The 13,763-nt window shown below is 62.5% G+C and carries 17 protein-coding genes; 15 read left to right on the forward strand and 2 right to left on the reverse strand.

The window, feature by feature from the left end:
- The first annotated feature begins 7 nt into the window (after positions 1-7).
- From secY to map, 3 genes are all read left to right on the forward strand, one after another.
- Entirely contained in the window at positions 8-1,330 is a 1,323-nt protein-coding gene (gene secY / locus E3N85_RS11655; RefSeq protein WP_134463356.1) for a preprotein translocase subunit SecY, read from the forward strand.
- The gene (locus E3N85_RS11660; RefSeq protein ID WP_134463358.1) at positions 1,327-1,923 is read left to right on the forward strand and encodes an adenylate kinase; all 597 of its coding nucleotides are present in this window, start codon (positions 1,327-1,329) and stop codon (positions 1,921-1,923) included. The genes secY and E3N85_RS11660 overlap by 4 nt, the downstream gene beginning before the upstream one ends.
- A gap of 123 nt (positions 1,924-2,046) precedes the next feature.
- Positions 2,047-2,877, forward strand: a complete 831-nt coding sequence (map, locus tag E3N85_RS11665) for a type I methionyl aminopeptidase (RefSeq protein ID WP_241978464.1) — start codon at positions 2,047-2,049, stop codon at positions 2,875-2,877.
- 3 nt (positions 2,878-2,880) lie between these two features.
- Here map and E3N85_RS11670 read toward each other — a convergent pair whose 3' ends face one another.
- Positions 2,881-4,074 (reverse strand): transcription antiterminator, encoded by a 1,194-nt coding sequence (locus E3N85_RS11670; RefSeq protein ID WP_134463360.1) that lies wholly within the window; start codon positions 4,072-4,074, stop codon positions 2,881-2,883.
- 14 nt (positions 4,075-4,088) lie between these two features.
- On the opposite strand from E3N85_RS11670, the gene E3N85_RS11675 reads away from it, so the two are divergent.
- From E3N85_RS11675 to E3N85_RS11720, 10 genes are all read left to right on the forward strand, one after another.
- Complete coding sequence (locus E3N85_RS11675) at positions 4,089-4,586, forward strand: hypothetical protein (protein WP_134463362.1); 498 nt, start codon at positions 4,089-4,091, stop codon at positions 4,584-4,586.
- 126 nt (positions 4,587-4,712) lie between these two features.
- Complete coding sequence (gene infA / locus E3N85_RS11680; protein ID WP_035834638.1) at positions 4,713-4,934, forward strand: translation initiation factor IF-1; 222 nt, start codon at positions 4,713-4,715, stop codon at positions 4,932-4,934.
- Positions 4,935-5,001: 67 nt separating this feature from the next.
- Positions 5,002-5,115: a 50S ribosomal protein L36 gene (gene rpmJ / locus E3N85_RS11685; RefSeq protein ID WP_035834639.1), complete on the forward strand. Its 114-nt coding sequence runs from the start codon at positions 5,002-5,004 to the stop codon at positions 5,113-5,115.
- A 142-nt stretch (positions 5,116-5,257) separates the two neighbouring features.
- Positions 5,258-5,632 (forward strand): 30S ribosomal protein S13, encoded by a 375-nt coding sequence (gene rpsM, locus E3N85_RS11690; RefSeq protein ID WP_092449488.1) that lies wholly within the window; start codon positions 5,258-5,260, stop codon positions 5,630-5,632.
- Positions 5,633-5,677: 45 nt separating this feature from the next.
- On the forward strand, positions 5,678-6,076 hold the full coding sequence (gene rpsK / locus E3N85_RS11695; protein ID WP_035834641.1) for a 30S ribosomal protein S11: 399 nt from the start codon (positions 5,678-5,680) through the stop codon (positions 6,074-6,076).
- A gap of 133 nt (positions 6,077-6,209) precedes the next feature.
- A complete protein-coding gene (locus E3N85_RS11700; protein WP_134463364.1) occupies positions 6,210-7,199 on the forward strand; it encodes a DNA-directed RNA polymerase subunit alpha in 990 nt (329 codons plus the stop codon).
- 48 nt (positions 7,200-7,247) lie between these two features.
- A complete protein-coding gene (gene rplQ, locus E3N85_RS11705) occupies positions 7,248-7,778 on the forward strand; it encodes a 50S ribosomal protein L17 (protein ID WP_134463366.1) in 531 nt (176 codons plus the stop codon).
- A 99-nt stretch (positions 7,779-7,877) separates the two neighbouring features.
- Positions 7,878-8,909 carry a GNAT family N-acetyltransferase gene (locus E3N85_RS11710; RefSeq protein WP_241978465.1) on the forward strand — a complete coding sequence of 344 codons (1,032 nt, stop codon included), beginning with the start codon at positions 7,878-7,880 and terminating at the stop codon, positions 8,907-8,909.
- A gap of 189 nt (positions 8,910-9,098) precedes the next feature.
- On the forward strand, positions 9,099-9,287 hold the full coding sequence (locus E3N85_RS11715; protein WP_134463370.1) for a hypothetical protein: 189 nt from the start codon (positions 9,099-9,101) through the stop codon (positions 9,285-9,287).
- A gap of 184 nt (positions 9,288-9,471) precedes the next feature.
- A complete protein-coding gene (locus E3N85_RS11720) occupies positions 9,472-10,845 on the forward strand; it encodes an MFS transporter (RefSeq protein ID WP_241978466.1) in 1,374 nt (457 codons plus the stop codon).
- A gap of 111 nt (positions 10,846-10,956) precedes the next feature.
- Here the strand turns inward: E3N85_RS11720 and E3N85_RS11725 are convergent, their stop codons facing one another.
- Positions 10,957-11,685, reverse strand: a complete 729-nt coding sequence (locus tag E3N85_RS11725; RefSeq protein WP_134463372.1) for a GntR family transcriptional regulator — start codon at positions 11,683-11,685, stop codon at positions 10,957-10,959.
- A gap of 144 nt (positions 11,686-11,829) precedes the next feature.
- On the opposite strand from E3N85_RS11725, the gene E3N85_RS11730 reads away from it, so the two are divergent.
- Both E3N85_RS11730 and E3N85_RS11735 read left to right on the forward strand, forming a co-directional pair.
- Positions 11,830-12,507 (forward strand): aspartate/glutamate racemase family protein, encoded by a 678-nt coding sequence (locus E3N85_RS11730; RefSeq protein WP_134463374.1) that lies wholly within the window; start codon positions 11,830-11,832, stop codon positions 12,505-12,507.
- 247 nt (positions 12,508-12,754) lie between these two features.
- On the forward strand, positions 12,755-13,750 hold the full coding sequence (locus tag E3N85_RS11735; RefSeq protein WP_134463376.1) for a sugar phosphate isomerase/epimerase: 996 nt from the start codon (positions 12,755-12,757) through the stop codon (positions 13,748-13,750).
- The last annotated feature ends 13 nt before the right edge of the window (positions 13,751-13,763 follow it).

Genomic DNA, 13,763 nt, shown 5'->3' on the forward strand with positions numbered 1-13,763 from the left:
GGCCTTTTTGTTTAGCGCCATTGCGCGGATCTTCCGCACGCCCGACCTTCGTAAGAAGATCGGCTTCACCCTGGGCATCATTGCTCTGTTCCGGTTGGGCTCGTTCATTCCGGCCCCGTTCGTGGACTTCGGCAACGTGCAGCTGTGTCTCGCAGCCAACCAGGGCACGAGCGGCCTCTACGAGCTCGTCAACCTCTTCAGCGGTGGCGCTCTGCTCCAGCTGAGCGTGTTCGCGCTGGGCATCATGCCGTACATCACGGCCTCGATCATCGTGCAGTTGCTGCGCGTGGTCATCCCACACTTCGACACCCTCTATAAGGAGGGTGCCTCGGGCCAGAGCACTCTGACCCAGTACACCCGGTACCTCACCATCGCCCTCGGCATCCTGCAGTCGACCACCCTGATCACGGTGGCTCGCAGCGGCGCCCTGTTCGGCACATCCGCCAGCACCGAGTGCACGCAGCTGATCACCAACGATGCCTGGTACGCGATCATGCTCATGGTCATCACCATGACCGCCGGAACCGGCGTCATCATGTGGATGGGTGAGCTCGTCACCGAACGCGGCGTCGGCAACGGTATGTCACTGCTCATCTTCACCTCGATCGCCGCCCTGTTCCCGGGTTCGCTGAGCGCCATCGGCCAGCAGCAGGGCGCTGACACTCTGATCATCGTGCTGATCGTTGGAGTGCTGGTGGTCGCCGGCGTGGTCTTCGTGGAGCAATCGCAGCGGCGAGTACCGGTGCAGTACGCCAAGCGCATGGTGGGTCGACGCACCTACGGTGGCAACAACACCTACATTCCGATCAAGGTCAACATGGCCGGCGTGATCCCCGTGATCTTCGCCTCCTCGTTGCTGTACCTGCCGGCCCTGCTCGCGCAGTTCAACCAGCCGGCCGCGGGGCAGGAAGCTCCGGCCTGGGTGGTCTGGATCTCCAACAACCTCACCGGTGGCGACCAGCCGCTCTACATGGCGATGTACTTCCTGCTCATCATCGGCTTCACCTACTTCTACGTGGCCATCACGTTCAACCCCGAAGAAGTCGCCGACAACATGAAGAAGTACGGCGGGTTCATTCCCGGCATCCGCGCCGGCCGGCCGACCGCCGAGTACCTCGACTTCGTGCTGACCCGCATCACGCTGCCCGGCTCGATCTACCTGGGCCTGATCGCGCTGATCCCGCTCATTGCTTTCTCGGTCATCGGCGCCGACCAGAACTTCCCGTTCGGCGGCGCGAGCATCCTGATCGTCGTCGGTGTGGGGCTCGAGACGGTCAAGCAGATCGACTCGCAACTGCAACAGCGACACTATGAGGGGCTCCTTAAATGACCCGCCTACTACTGATCGGCCCGCCCGGCGCGGGTAAGGGCACGCAGGCCGAGCGCCTGGCGCTGGCCTTCGAAGTTCCCGCCGTCTCCACCGGCGACATCTTTCGCTACAACGTGACCAACAAGACCGAGCTGGGGCTCGAGGTCAAGTCGTTTATGGACAAGGGCGCCTACGTGCCAGATTCGCTCACCAACGCGATCGTCGCTGATCGGTTGAAAGAAACGGATGCCGCGAGCGGCTTTCTGCTCGACGGCTACCCGCGCACGACCGACCAGGTCGCCGAACTCGACCGTCTCCTGGACGCTGAGGGTACCAAGCTCGACGTTGTCGTGCTGATCACCGCCGACACCGACGAGGTCGTGGCCCGGCTGCTCAAGCGTGCCGCCGAGCAGGGCCGCGCAGACGACACGGCCGACGTCATCCGTCACCGTCTTGACGTGTACGCCGAGCAGACCGCTCCGCTGATCGACGTGTACAGCGCCCGCGGCCTCGTGGTCACGATCGACGGCCTCGGCGCTGTAGAAGAGGTCACCGAACGCATTCTCGCCGCGCTGACCGAACGTGGCCTGCGCGCCAGCACCACCACGATCTGAACCGGTTTTTCTGAGCGGGTTTAGCCGTTTCGGGCCGGGCCTCACGGCCCGGCCCATCATCACGTGAACAGCCAAATACGTAAAATATCGCTCCCGTGTTCGGAGCTAGTTTGTAGGAAATCAGTGAGTTTTCGTCGTTCCATCTACAAGAATCCAGCCCAGCTGCGCCTCATGATCGCGCCCGGTCTGGCCACCGCGGCATCGCTCAAGGCTGCCCGCGCGGCCATGGTCGTCGGCGCCACCACTCTCGACATCGACGCCGCGGCCGAGGCCGCGATCCTGGCGCTGGGCGGCAAGCCCAACTTCAAGCTCGAAGAGGGCTACCACCACACCGTGTGTGCGTCGGTGAACGATGACGTGGTGCACGGCATCCCCTCCGCACGCCGACTCGAAGCAGGCGACATCGTCTCCATCGACAGCGGCGCGATCATCGAGGGCTGGAACGGCGACGCTGCCTTCAGCTTCGTGCTGCCAGACCCATCACGGCCCGAAATCGTGGCCGAACGCCAGAAGCTGTCCGACGTGACCGAGCAGTCGCTCTGGCACGGTATCGCCCGACTGCATACGGCCCGGCACCTGAACGAGGTGGGCGATGCCATCGAAGACTATGTGGAATCGCAGGGCACCTACGGAATCCTCACCGACTACGTCGGTCACGGCATCGGCCGCTCCATGCACGAGGCCCCGCCGGTGTTCAACTACCGCGTGCGCCAGAAGGGCCCCGACGTGAAGCCGGGCCTGGTCGTCGCCATCGAGCCGATGGTCGTGCTCGGATCGATCGATACCTACACCCGCGAAGACGACTGGACCGTCGCCACGAGCGACGGCCTGGCCGCCGCGCACTGGGAACACAGCATCGCCGTGCACAAGGACGGCATCTGGGTACTCACCGCTGAAGACGGCGGAGCCGCCGGCCTCGCTCCGTTCGGCATCGTTCCCGTCCCGATCGCCTAGCGTCTATTTGTCGATGAGGTGCACGAGCTCGTCGATGAAAGACGGGAAGTCCACCGAGCGCTTGATCAGACGCTGCACATCGGCGCGCTCGGTGAAGACCTCGACGAACTGGTCGAAGACGGACTGGAACGACGCCCGCCCGGCAGCGCTGAACGCGATCAGGGCCACCACGTTGACACGGCTGTCACCCCAGGGCATGGGGGAGTCGTTGACCGCGATGGCAATGGACGTCTGCTGCGCGGTCATGGCCATGTCGTGGGGAACGGCGAGGTGGTCGGTGAACGCGGTCGACGACATCCGCTCGCGCTCGATAGCGCCATCGACGTAGCTCGGGTCGATGAGTCCGCGCGCGACCATGCGCCCACCGAGCTCGCGGATCATCGCCTGCTCATCGGGGGCGGCGAAGTTACGCAGGTAGAGGGATTCGTCGAAAAACTGCAGCAGGTCATTCTTGATGTGCGACCGCCGACGAAGCCGGCGCACACGGATGGCCGCCTCGCGGATTCGGTGCACGTCGCGTTCTGTGAGGAACGGCTGGATGACGATCACGCCGTCGGTCGGGACAGGCGGCTCGATCGTGGTGAGTACGAGGTCGGCGCGGAGGTCTGCCCACGGCACGTCACTGCGCGTGACCTGGTCCACGATGGTCAAGTCATCGCCGAGAACCCGTTCGATGCGCTGACGCAACTGCACGTGCATCGTGTAGTAGTTGGGGCAGACGATCACGCAGGTGACGAGTTGCTCAGATTGCGAATGCTGTTCCAGGTACGACCCGACGTGCATCGCGATGTAGGCGATCTCGTCGTCGTTGATGTGGATCTGCTCCTGGCGCTGCAGTTCGCTCGCGATGTACACGGCGAGTTCGTAGATCATCGGATAGGCGGTCTTGATCGACCGGGTGAGCGGGTTCCGTGAGTAATCCCGCGTCTGGGCGCGATCGATGAGGTTGCGCACGTGCAGCGTGAGTCGGGTGATGAAATCCTCGTCGGCCAGGTCGACAAGGTACTCCTCGCTGGCCTGGGCCACGATGCGACGCACGACCTCGAGGTCCCCGGCGCGGGCGACGGATGCGCTGATCGCGTCGGTGGTCTCGTCGTGTCCGGGCGTCACAACCCGGGTCTGGAGAAGGAGCTTGAGATAGGCGAGGTCGGTGAAATCAAGCACGACACCGAAATGGGTGTCGATGAGACTGGCCAAAGCGACCGTGAGCTGTGCGCCGACGGCTGGTGCTTCGTCGGCGGGCCGGCGTCAGCACGATCGCAGAGGCGCTCGACGTGCCAGCCGTCGTGGCGGCCGCCCGCGCCGTGCTCGAAGAGACGTCGGCGCTACTGGTTGCCAAGCACGGACTCGACGAGGCCGCCCAGCGCGCCTACCGTGAGAAGATCATCGTTCGGTTCAGCAACCCAGCCCTGCTCGACACCGTCGAACGAGTGGGCCGCCAGCCGCTGCGCAAGCTCAGCCGCAACGAGCGGTTCATCGGCCCGGCCGCGGAATTGATCGAATCGGGCTTCATGCCCGAAGCGCTGTTGGGCGCAATCGGTGCGGTGCTGCGCTTCGACGTTGCGGCCGACGAGCAGAGCGTCGAGCTGCAACGGATGCTCCGGGCCGAAAGCGCAGAGCGCGTGGTTCTGCAGGTGTGCGGGCTCGATGCGGCGCATCCACTCTTCGCGTCGGTCGTGCTCGAGGTGCGACGCGCGCAGGGATTATAGGACTGAATTGCCAAAAGGCAATCTCATACCATAAGATAGATCCTTGGTGTCTGGTGTCGCCCTTTTCGGGCGTGTCCGGCATCAATCCCGCATGACCAGCAATCAATACAGAGCGACAGTGAGGGTATGGCCAAAAAAGACGGTGTCATCGAAATCGAGGGCGCAGTAGTCGAAGCTCTGCCCAACGCGATGTTTCGCGTTGAGCTGTCAAACGGCCACCGAGTTCTTGCCCACATCTCGGGCAAGATGCGTCAGCACTACATCCGCATCCTCCCGGAGGACCGCGTGATCGTCGAGTTGAGTCCTTACGATCTGACCCGTGGCCGGATCGTCTACCGCTACAAGTAACGACTGCTGTAAGTAACGGCCCTCGGCATCCCGAGGGTACGAAGACAGCGAAAAACAAGGAATCACCATGAAGGTCAAGCCCAGCGTCAAAAAGATCTGTGACAAGTGCAAGGTCATCCGCCGTAACGGCAACGTGATGGTCATCTGCGAGAACCCGCGTCACAAGCAGCGCCAGGGTTAAATTTCGTCGCGACTCGTCGCTTCGAGATTCACCTGAGTACCACAGATAGATAGCAGTTCCGGGAGCCCTTCGGGGTGACACCATCGGCTGGAGGCCGGTGTACAGGAGCTGTTACAGACCTCCATCACTAACAGGAGACACAATGGCACGTCTAGCCGGCGTCGACATCCCGCGCGATAAGCGCGTGGAAGTTGCATTGACTTACATTTACGGTGTTGGCCGTACGAGGGCCCTCAAGACCCTCGCCGACACTGGTATCGACGGAAACATCCGCGTCAAGGATTTGAGCGACGACCAGCTCGTCCTCCTCCGCGACTACGTCGAGGGTACCTTCAAGGTTGAGGGTGACCTCCGCCGTGAGGTTGCCGCCGACATCCGCCGCAAGGTTGAAATTGGCAGCTACGAGGGCATTCGCCACCGCAAGGGCCTGCCCGTGCGCGGTCAGCGCACCAAAACCAACGCTCGCACCCGCAAGGGCCCGAAGCGCACCGTAGCCGGCAAGAAGAAGGCGCGCTAGGCCCCGGCCTAGCCCGCTAACGCCTTTAGGATTCAGGAGAAATTCATGGCACAACCCAAGTCGGCCGTACGGAAGCCGCGTAAGAAAGAAAAGAAGAACATTGCTGTGGGCCAGGCCCACATCAAGAGCACCTTCAACAACACGATCGTGTCGATCACCGACACGACCGGAGCCGTCATCAGCTGGGCCTCGTCGGGCCAGGTTGGTTTCAAGGGTTCGCGCAAGTCGACCCCCTTCGCCGCACAGCTGGCCGCCGAGTCGGCCGCCCGCCAGGCGCAGGAACACGGCATGAAGAAGGTTGACGTCTTCGTCAAGGGACCCGGCTCAGGCCGCGAGACCGCGATCCGTTCGCTGCAGGCCGCTGGCCTCGAGGTCGGTTCGATCAACGACGTGACGCCCCAGGCCCACAACGGATGCCGTCCGCCGAAGCGCCGCCGCGTCTAAAGCACACGCTGTCATCTCGACGGGCTCGGCACTTCATTGTGACCGAGCCCCGTCGGGACTCTTTTCTTTCACTTTTCACTCTCTCGTCATTGCAAGTGTCATATAGCGGACACTTAGCCGAAAGGAATCAACAGTGCTTATTGCACAGCGTCCAACGCTCACCGAAGAGAACATCTCGGAGTTCCGTTCACGGTTCATCATTGAACCGCTCGAACCTGGCTTCGGCTACACCCTCGGCAACTCGCTTCGCCGTACCCTGCTCTCCTCGATCCCGGGCGCTGCTGTAACCAGCATCCGTATCGATGGCGTGCTGCACGAGTTCAGCACCGTTCCCGGTGTGAAGGAAGATGTCACGGAAATCATCCTGAACATCAAGGGCCTCGTGGTCTCGAGCGAGCACGACGAGCCCATCACCGCGTACCTGCGCAAGCAGGGTGCCGGCCAGGTTACCGCCGCTGACATCTCGGCTCCGGCCGGCGTCGAGGTGCACAACCCGGAACTGGTCATCGCAACCCTCAACGACAAGGCGAAGTTCGAACTCGAACTGACCATTGAGCGTGGCCGCGGTTACGTCTCCAGCACCCAGAACCGCAACGAGTTCTCCGAAGCCGGCCAGATTCCGGTCGACTCGATCTACTCGCCCGTTCTCAAGGTGACCTACCGGGTCGAGGCAACTCGTGCCGGTGAGCGCACCGACTTCGACCGCCTCGTCGTTGACGTGGAGACCAAGTCGGCTATCTCGCCCCGCGACGCCATCGCATCCTCTGGTCGCACCCTGACCGAGCTGTTCGGTCTGGCCCGCGAGCTCAACACCGCAGCCGAGGGCATCGAGATCGGCCCCGCGCCGGTTGACGCTGTGCTCTCGACCGAGTTGTCGGTTCCGATCGAAGACCTCGACCTGTCGGTGCGTTCGTACAACTGCCTCAAGCGCGAAGGCATCAACAATGTCAGCGAACTGGTCGCCCTCTCGGAGACCCAGCTGATGAACATCCGCAACTTCGGGCAGAAGTCGGTTGACGAAGTGAAGGACAAGCTCGTTGAGCTCGGCCTGTCCCTGAAGGATTCGGTTCCCGGATTCGACGGCGCACACTTCTACAGCGGCTACGAAGAAGAGACCAACTAAGGCTCGGCTTCCCGCTGCCTTTCGATTTTTTGATACTGGAGATTACCAATGCCTAAGCCCACAAAGGGCCCCCGTCTCGGTGGCGGCCCGGCGCACGAGCGCCTCATGCTTGCGAACCTGGCCGCGGCCCTGTTCACCCACAAGTCGATCAAGACGACCGAGACCCGTGCCAAGCGCCTGCGTCCGCTCGCCGAGCGCATGGTGCAGTTCGCCAAGCGCGGTGACCTGCACGCTCGTCGTCGCGTTCTCGCGACGATCACCGACAAGACCGTCGTGCACGAGCTGTTCACGGTCATCGCCCCGCAGGTCAACGAGCGTCAGGGCGGTTACACCCGCATCACGAAGCTCGGTTTCCGCAAGGGCGACAACGCGTCCATGGTGCAGATGGAGCTCGTTCTCGAGCCCCTGGTTCCCAAGGTCAAGCGTTCCAAGACTGCGACCGTTGCCGCGACCCCCGTCGGGTCCGAAAACGTTGTTGTCGAAGACGTCGTTGCTGACGACGTTGTCGTCGACGAGACCGTCGTAGTCGAAGACGTCGTAGCCGAAGACGCAGCAGCCGACGAGGCCGACAAGAAGTAGCACCACCAGCAAGGGAGGGCCAACACACGTTGGCCCTCCTTTTTTTGTGTACCGACCCGTCTCGTTTGACGAAGATAGGGTTGAGGGATGGATCAACGCGTGACTTCACTGGCTGAGCGCATCGGGATCGTCGAGGCTCCGGTGCTGCCGCAGCACCCGGATGTGGCGGCGTGGCGAGCCGCCACCGGGAGCGACATCGACGGCATCTGGCAGCTGCGTCGATCCATGGGCGAAGTGGACCACCCCAACTACCTCACGGCTCGCGGCGCCATCGCCGCGGACTTCGGCTACTCGCACTTTCGCCCCGAACTCGATTCGCTCGTCGGCCTCGACGAGGCCGGCCACATCGTTGCGGTCGGCATGGTCATGTGTCCTCCTCGACAGGTGAGCCTCGTGCGCTCGATGCCGATCGGCGGGGTGCACCCGTCGCTGCGCGGCCGGGGTATCGGCCGCCAACTACTGGCCTGGCAGTTGGCCAGGGCCAAGCAGCAGCTTGCCTCCTCAGCCAGGACGCTTCCCGGCTGGGTCCTCAGTTACGCCGATGAACGGTCCCCGCAGAACGCCAGCCTGTTCGAGCACGCAGGCCTCAGCCTCGCGCGCTACTTCCTCACCCTGGAACGATCCCTGGATGCGGCGGTGCGTGCCGTCGAAACTGCCGACGGCATCCGCGTAGCCCCGTACACCGCCGCGGCCTCGGCCGAGGTGCACCGCACCCGCGACGACGCCTTCATGGACCACTGGGGCAGCCAGCCGATGAGTGACGAGAACTGGAACGCCTTCGTCGGCGGACAGTGGTTTCGCCCCGACCTCTCGTTCGTCGCCTACGGCACCGATTCGACCGGAACCGAACGGGTCGTCGGTTTCGTGCTGTCGACGGCGAACGAGAACGTCTGGGCCACCCAGGGCTTCACCGGCAGCTACATCGACCTGGTCGGTGTGCGCAGCGAATGGCGCGGCCGCCACATTGCGCAGTCGCTCCTGGCTGCCCAACTCGCGGCCGGGCGGGCCCTCGGTCACGAGCGGGTGACCCTCGCTGTCGACTCCGACAGCCCCACCGGCGCCCTCGGCCTCTACACCGGCATGGGTTTCGTGCCCACCCACCGCAAGATGGCGTACACCCTCGAGTTCTAGCGGTTATCCCGCAACATATCAATGGCGGCAAGGTTCGTTCCGTGCCCGGCAGCGACCGGTAGTGCTCGGGGCAGCGGGGCCTTGACACGCAAATGATTATCGCCGATGCTATAGGAAATAGGATTCACTCGGCGAAGCGCTGCAATGCGCTGGACCGCAGAAACCTCACTACGGATTCGATGAGGAACCATGACACGGATATTTGATGACCCTGCCAAGTGTGCTGCGAAGGCCGGAGTCATCGGCTTCTCGCGCGGCGTCGCACCCGATCGGGGATATGACGGCATCGCTGCTGGCAATGCCCATCTCATCAGCGAGGTACCGGGATTCGTGATGGGCCAGACCCTGAACGTCGACGCCGGCACCTATACGCACTGAGGGCCTCAACCATGTCTGGAATATCCGGTCCCTGGTCGAAGGGGCGCATTATCAGCCTGATCGTTGGCGTCATTCTTGTCGGCGTCGGAATTGTGATGATCGCCCCCCACCTGTTCACCTAGTCGATTCACCGTTCACCGCAGCACCGCGAATTTGCCATTCACTGACTCAAAGGAGAGCAGACTTGTCTAACTCATCGAAGCTGATTGACATACCGGAGACATCTCACAGTCCCGCGCTCAAATCGGCGATCTCGAAGGCGGCTCGGCACCTGATGCCGATGCTCGTCATCCTGTATTTCGTCGCCTTCCTCGACCGCACCAATGTCGGATTCGCCGAGGAAGCGCTGAAGGTCGACCGCGGCGTCTCGGACGGTGCATTCGCGTTGGGCGCCGGCATCTTCTTCATCGGCTATGCACTGTTCGAGATTCCGAGCAACCTGCTGCTGAAGAAATTCGGAGCCCGCTTCTGGCTGGCACGCATCGCCGTCACCTGGGGTATCGTCGCGGCGGCGTTCGCCTTCACAACGAACGACACGATGTTCATCGCTCTTCGCTTCCTCCTTGGCGTCACCGAGGCGGGACTGTTCCCCGGCGTGATTATGTTCCTGGCTGAATGGTTCCCGAACAAGGTGCGCGTGCAGATGTTCGCGATCTTCTACCTGGCACAACCGTTCTCACAGATGCTGGGCGCCCCGCTGAGCGGCGGCCTGATCAGTTTCGGTGACGCGTTGACCCCGTGGCACGGCTGGCAGGTGATGTTTTTTGCGGAGGGTCTTCTCGCCGTCATCGCCGGAATCGCCGCCGTGTTCTTCTTGATCAACAGTCCACAACAGGCGAAGTTCCTGAACGATGAGGAGAAGTCGGCTTTGCTCGCCGTGATGGCGAAGGAGGATGCGGTCCGAACCGAAGACGGTCCGTCCGGCATCTGGCGCGCCATGTCGAGTTGGAAGGTGTGGTACTTCACCGTCATCTACTTCTGCCTGCAGATCGCGGTCTACGGCACGACGTTCTACCTTCCGCAGCAGGTGTCGAACCTCATCGGCCAGGACATCGGCTGGCAGGTTGGCCTGGTATCGGCCATTCCGTGGCTCGGCGGACTCTTCGCCTGTTACTTCTTCGGCAAGTACGCGAACACCGTTCTTCGTCGCCGAAGCCTGGGCACCTGGTTCTTTCTCGGCACCGGCGTATTCATTCTCGGCTCCGGCTTTGCCGGCGCTGCCGGACTGCCCATCGTCGGCATCCTATGCATCACGCTTGCCGTGTCGTGCTTTCTGTCAGTCGGACCGATCACCTGGTCCTACCCGACGGCGTTCCTCACGGGGACCGCTGCAGCAGCGGGCATCGGCCTGATCAACTCGCTCGGTAACCTCGGTGGCTTCGTGGCACCGATCATGCGCACCGGCATCAACGACGCGGTGCCCACTGAGAGCGGCGTCTGGGGCGTCGTGTCTCTCGGCGTGTTTGCATTCGTTGCGGCAGCAATGTTCTTCGCCACCAAGTTCTTCAAGGCGAAGGCCGACGCGCTTCTGGTTGAAGAAGCAACAGTGAGTCATTAGCCCGGGCTACTGACCGAAAGCCGGTCCGGATCGCTGGTGAACCGGCCCGGCTTTCGGTTGCCTACAGACGCGGTTCCCGCGGCGCATCGCTCAGTCGGTGCGTCGAGCCGGTCAGCGCGCCGAGCCGGTCAGTGCGTCAGCGCGAGAGCGGGTGCGTACCTTCTCGATGTGGTTGCGCATCGCAGCCGCTGCGATCGCGGGGTCGCCGCTCCGGAAGCCATCGAGGATGACGGCGTGCTCGCGCACGGCATCGTCTGCGTCTCTCACGCCGCTACGAACCGACTGACGCATCCGGTGCACACGGGTGGAAATCGCCTCGGACATGTCGATCAGGAACGGATTGTGCGTCCCCGCGAAAATGAGATGGTGAAAGTTCCAGTCAATAGCAAAGTACTCGTGCAGGAGTGCGACGGACGACCTGTCGTCTTCTGGAGCCTCCCGTACCTTGCGAGTGACGGCACGGTGGTCGTCGAGTGCCTGCTCCAATAGCGGCACGAGCGCGGCAGCATCACGAATGGCCAGCTCGGTGGCCCCACCCTCAAGGACGATTCGTGTGTCGAATAGCGCTTCGAGCTGACCGTCGGAGATGGGCGGCGCGACGCGATACCCCTTCAGGGGTTCCCGCGTCACGAGACCGGTGCGCTCGAGCTGCACGAGTGCTTCGCGGACAGGCGTCGGCGACACCCGCAGGTCGCGCGCGATTGCGTCGATCGACAATCGTGTTCCTGGTTCGATACTCGAGCTCATCAGCATGTCGAGCACGAGATCGTAGACACGGTCACGGAGGCCTTTACGCTCAAGACCGGAGGACCCGCCCAGCATATACGCGGTCTGAGACATTCATACCTCCGAAATTGTGACCCTATCAGGCGCCGCTGTCGGGCGTCTGGTGTGACGAGTCAGGTTTGCGAATTGACAAGGTCGCACCGTTCAATAATTATGAGTCATCAGACGTCCTACGTCGCACCTCAAAGGAGATCTGTCGTGACCAAGAAGATTGCGATCCTGCATACCAGCTTCGTGTTTGTTTCCATCGAGCCGGTGATCAACAACCTCATCGCAGAACTCATTCCAAACGCCGAGGTCATGCACTTCGTTGACTCTGACGTTCTCGCCACGGTCGTTCGTGAACGGGGAATCTCGACAAACAGCGCTTTGCGGATGACGTATCTTGCGCAGGCGGCAGAAGCGGCCGGCGCCGATATTATATTCTCGGCGTGCTCGTCGCTGGGCCCGGCGCTGGACATCGCTGCCCGCAGCGTTCACACGCCCATCGTGAAGATCGACGAGGCCATGGCCATGCAGGCCGCTCGCGAGGGAACCAAAATCGGTGTCTTGGCCACGGTCCCCACCACGCTCGAACCGACTTCCGACCTCATTTCCGCAAAGGCGTCGGAGATCGGGCGGACGGTCATCATCGAGCAGAGGCTGTGCGACGGTGCCTTCGATGTGCTGATGTCGGGAGACCGCGAGAAGCACGACGAAATGGTGACCGCGCAGGCCATGGATCTGGCGAAGGGTGTCGACATCATTGTGCTCTCGCAGGCATCTATGAATCGTCTTGCGGGTAGCCTGAGCGAGCAGACGAAGCTTCCGGTGTTGTCGAGCCCCCGCATTGGCGTGGACTATCTGGCTCGGCGCGTCGCGGCACTCGGGGAATGAAGTCGAAGACCCTCGCCAGGATTTGAGAGACGCCGTCGAGGTGCTGGTCGCCGAACCACGGTCCTGCCCGTCCTGAAACGTGGCGGATGCGGTGTGCGTCGCTGACCCGCAGGAGACGTGTGCGGCATGGTGCAACGGGTCATGCTCGCGAGACAGTGACGGGAGCGCTCGGGCATCCGCCGCCTTGACAGACATGCCATTATCACGGATGCTATAGGAAATAGGATTTACACAATGGAGTGATGCAATGCGCTATACCGCAGAAACCTGGCCCATCACCGCAGCGCTGCTGCAGTTCCCGGGAACCGACGCGAACGGTCGCACAGCCCAGACCGCGGATGCGAGCGTGTGGGCGGGGGTGTTCCAGGAAGTCAAGGAGGCCGGTTTCGCCAACGTCGACCTCTTCGATTCCTGGGTGCGTCCGGGTGATCTCACGAGCGAGCGGCTCGATGAGCTCAAGCTCACTGCCACCGACGTGGGGGTCGGTGCGCCGTCGATCTCGGCCATCCGTCGAAGCGTCATAGACGAGGCACACTGGGAAGACAACCTCGCCTATAGCCATCGAACCCTCGACGCAGCGGCCCAGCTCGGCTGTGAGGTCGTGTCTTTCGGTCTGCACCAGGCTCTCACTACCGAACAGCAGAATCAGTTGTGGTTCTGGACCGTTGAGGGCCACCACGACCCCGTCGGCGACGCGGAGACCTGGGGCAAGGCCGTTTCCCGGCTGCGGGAACTGGGCCGGCATGCAGAGGAGCTCGGGTTGCTGATGTCCTTGGAACTCTATGAAGACACGTATCTCGGCACCGGTGATTCCGCGGTTCAACTCGTTCAGGACATCGGCCTGACCAACGTGGGCCTCAACCCCGACCTGGGAAACCTCGTGCGCCTTCATCGACCCATTGAGGCCGTGCACGAAATGATCGCGAAGACGGTTCCATACGCCAATTACTGGCACGTGAAGAACTACAGCCGAGACGAGAACCTGGCCCGGGGCCAGTTCGTCGCGGTTCCCGCCCCGCTGGAAAGCGGTCTGATCAACTATCGCGAGGCGTTCCGTACGGCCTTATCGTTCGGATTTCAGGGCATCATCTGCACCGAGCACTACGGCGGCGATGGCCTCAGCGTTTCGGCCACCAACCAGGACTACCTGCGCAGCAAGATTCTTCCCAAAACCCAGAACTATGCGCTCGGCACCTCGCTCGTGGCGCAGGGGCGGCAGCAGCCAAGGCGCGTCACCGTCTAAGTTCAGCCGCTGA

The sequence above is a fragment of the Cryobacterium sp. Hz9 genome, from assembly GCF_004402825.1.
In the GTDB taxonomy this organism is placed as follows: domain Bacteria; phylum Actinomycetota; class Actinomycetes; order Actinomycetales; family Microbacteriaceae; genus Cryobacterium; species Cryobacterium gelidum.

What these genes read in the sequence shown, in the direction of transcription:
- infA (WP_035834638.1), top strand. Translation starts at nt 4,713, where the DNA reads ATGGCCAAAAAAGACGGTGTCATCGAAATCGAGGGCGCAGTAGTCGAA.
- E3N85_RS11660 (WP_134463358.1), top strand. Translation starts at nt 1,327, where the DNA reads ATGACCCGCCTACTACTGATCGGCCCGCCCGGCGCGGGTAAGGGCACG.
- E3N85_RS11735 (WP_134463376.1), top strand. Translation starts at nt 12,755, where the DNA reads ATGCGCTATACCGCAGAAACCTGGCCCATCACCGCAGCGCTGCTGCAG.
- rpsK (WP_035834641.1), top strand. Translation starts at nt 5,678, where the DNA reads ATGGCACAACCCAAGTCGGCCGTACGGAAGCCGCGTAAGAAAGAAAAG.
- rpmJ (WP_035834639.1), top strand. Translation starts at nt 5,002, where the DNA reads ATGAAGGTCAAGCCCAGCGTCAAAAAGATCTGTGACAAGTGCAAGGTC.
- rplQ (WP_134463366.1), top strand. Translation starts at nt 7,248, where the DNA reads ATGCCTAAGCCCACAAAGGGCCCCCGTCTCGGTGGCGGCCCGGCGCAC.
- E3N85_RS11715 (WP_134463370.1), top strand. Translation starts at nt 9,099, where the DNA reads ATGACACGGATATTTGATGACCCTGCCAAGTGTGCTGCGAAGGCCGGA.
- E3N85_RS11725 (WP_134463372.1), bottom strand. Translation starts at nt 11,685, where the DNA reads ATGTCTCAGACCGCGTATATGCTGGGCGGGTCCTCCGGTCTTGAGCGT.
- rpsM (WP_092449488.1), top strand. Translation starts at nt 5,258, where the DNA reads ATGGCACGTCTAGCCGGCGTCGACATCCCGCGCGATAAGCGCGTGGAA.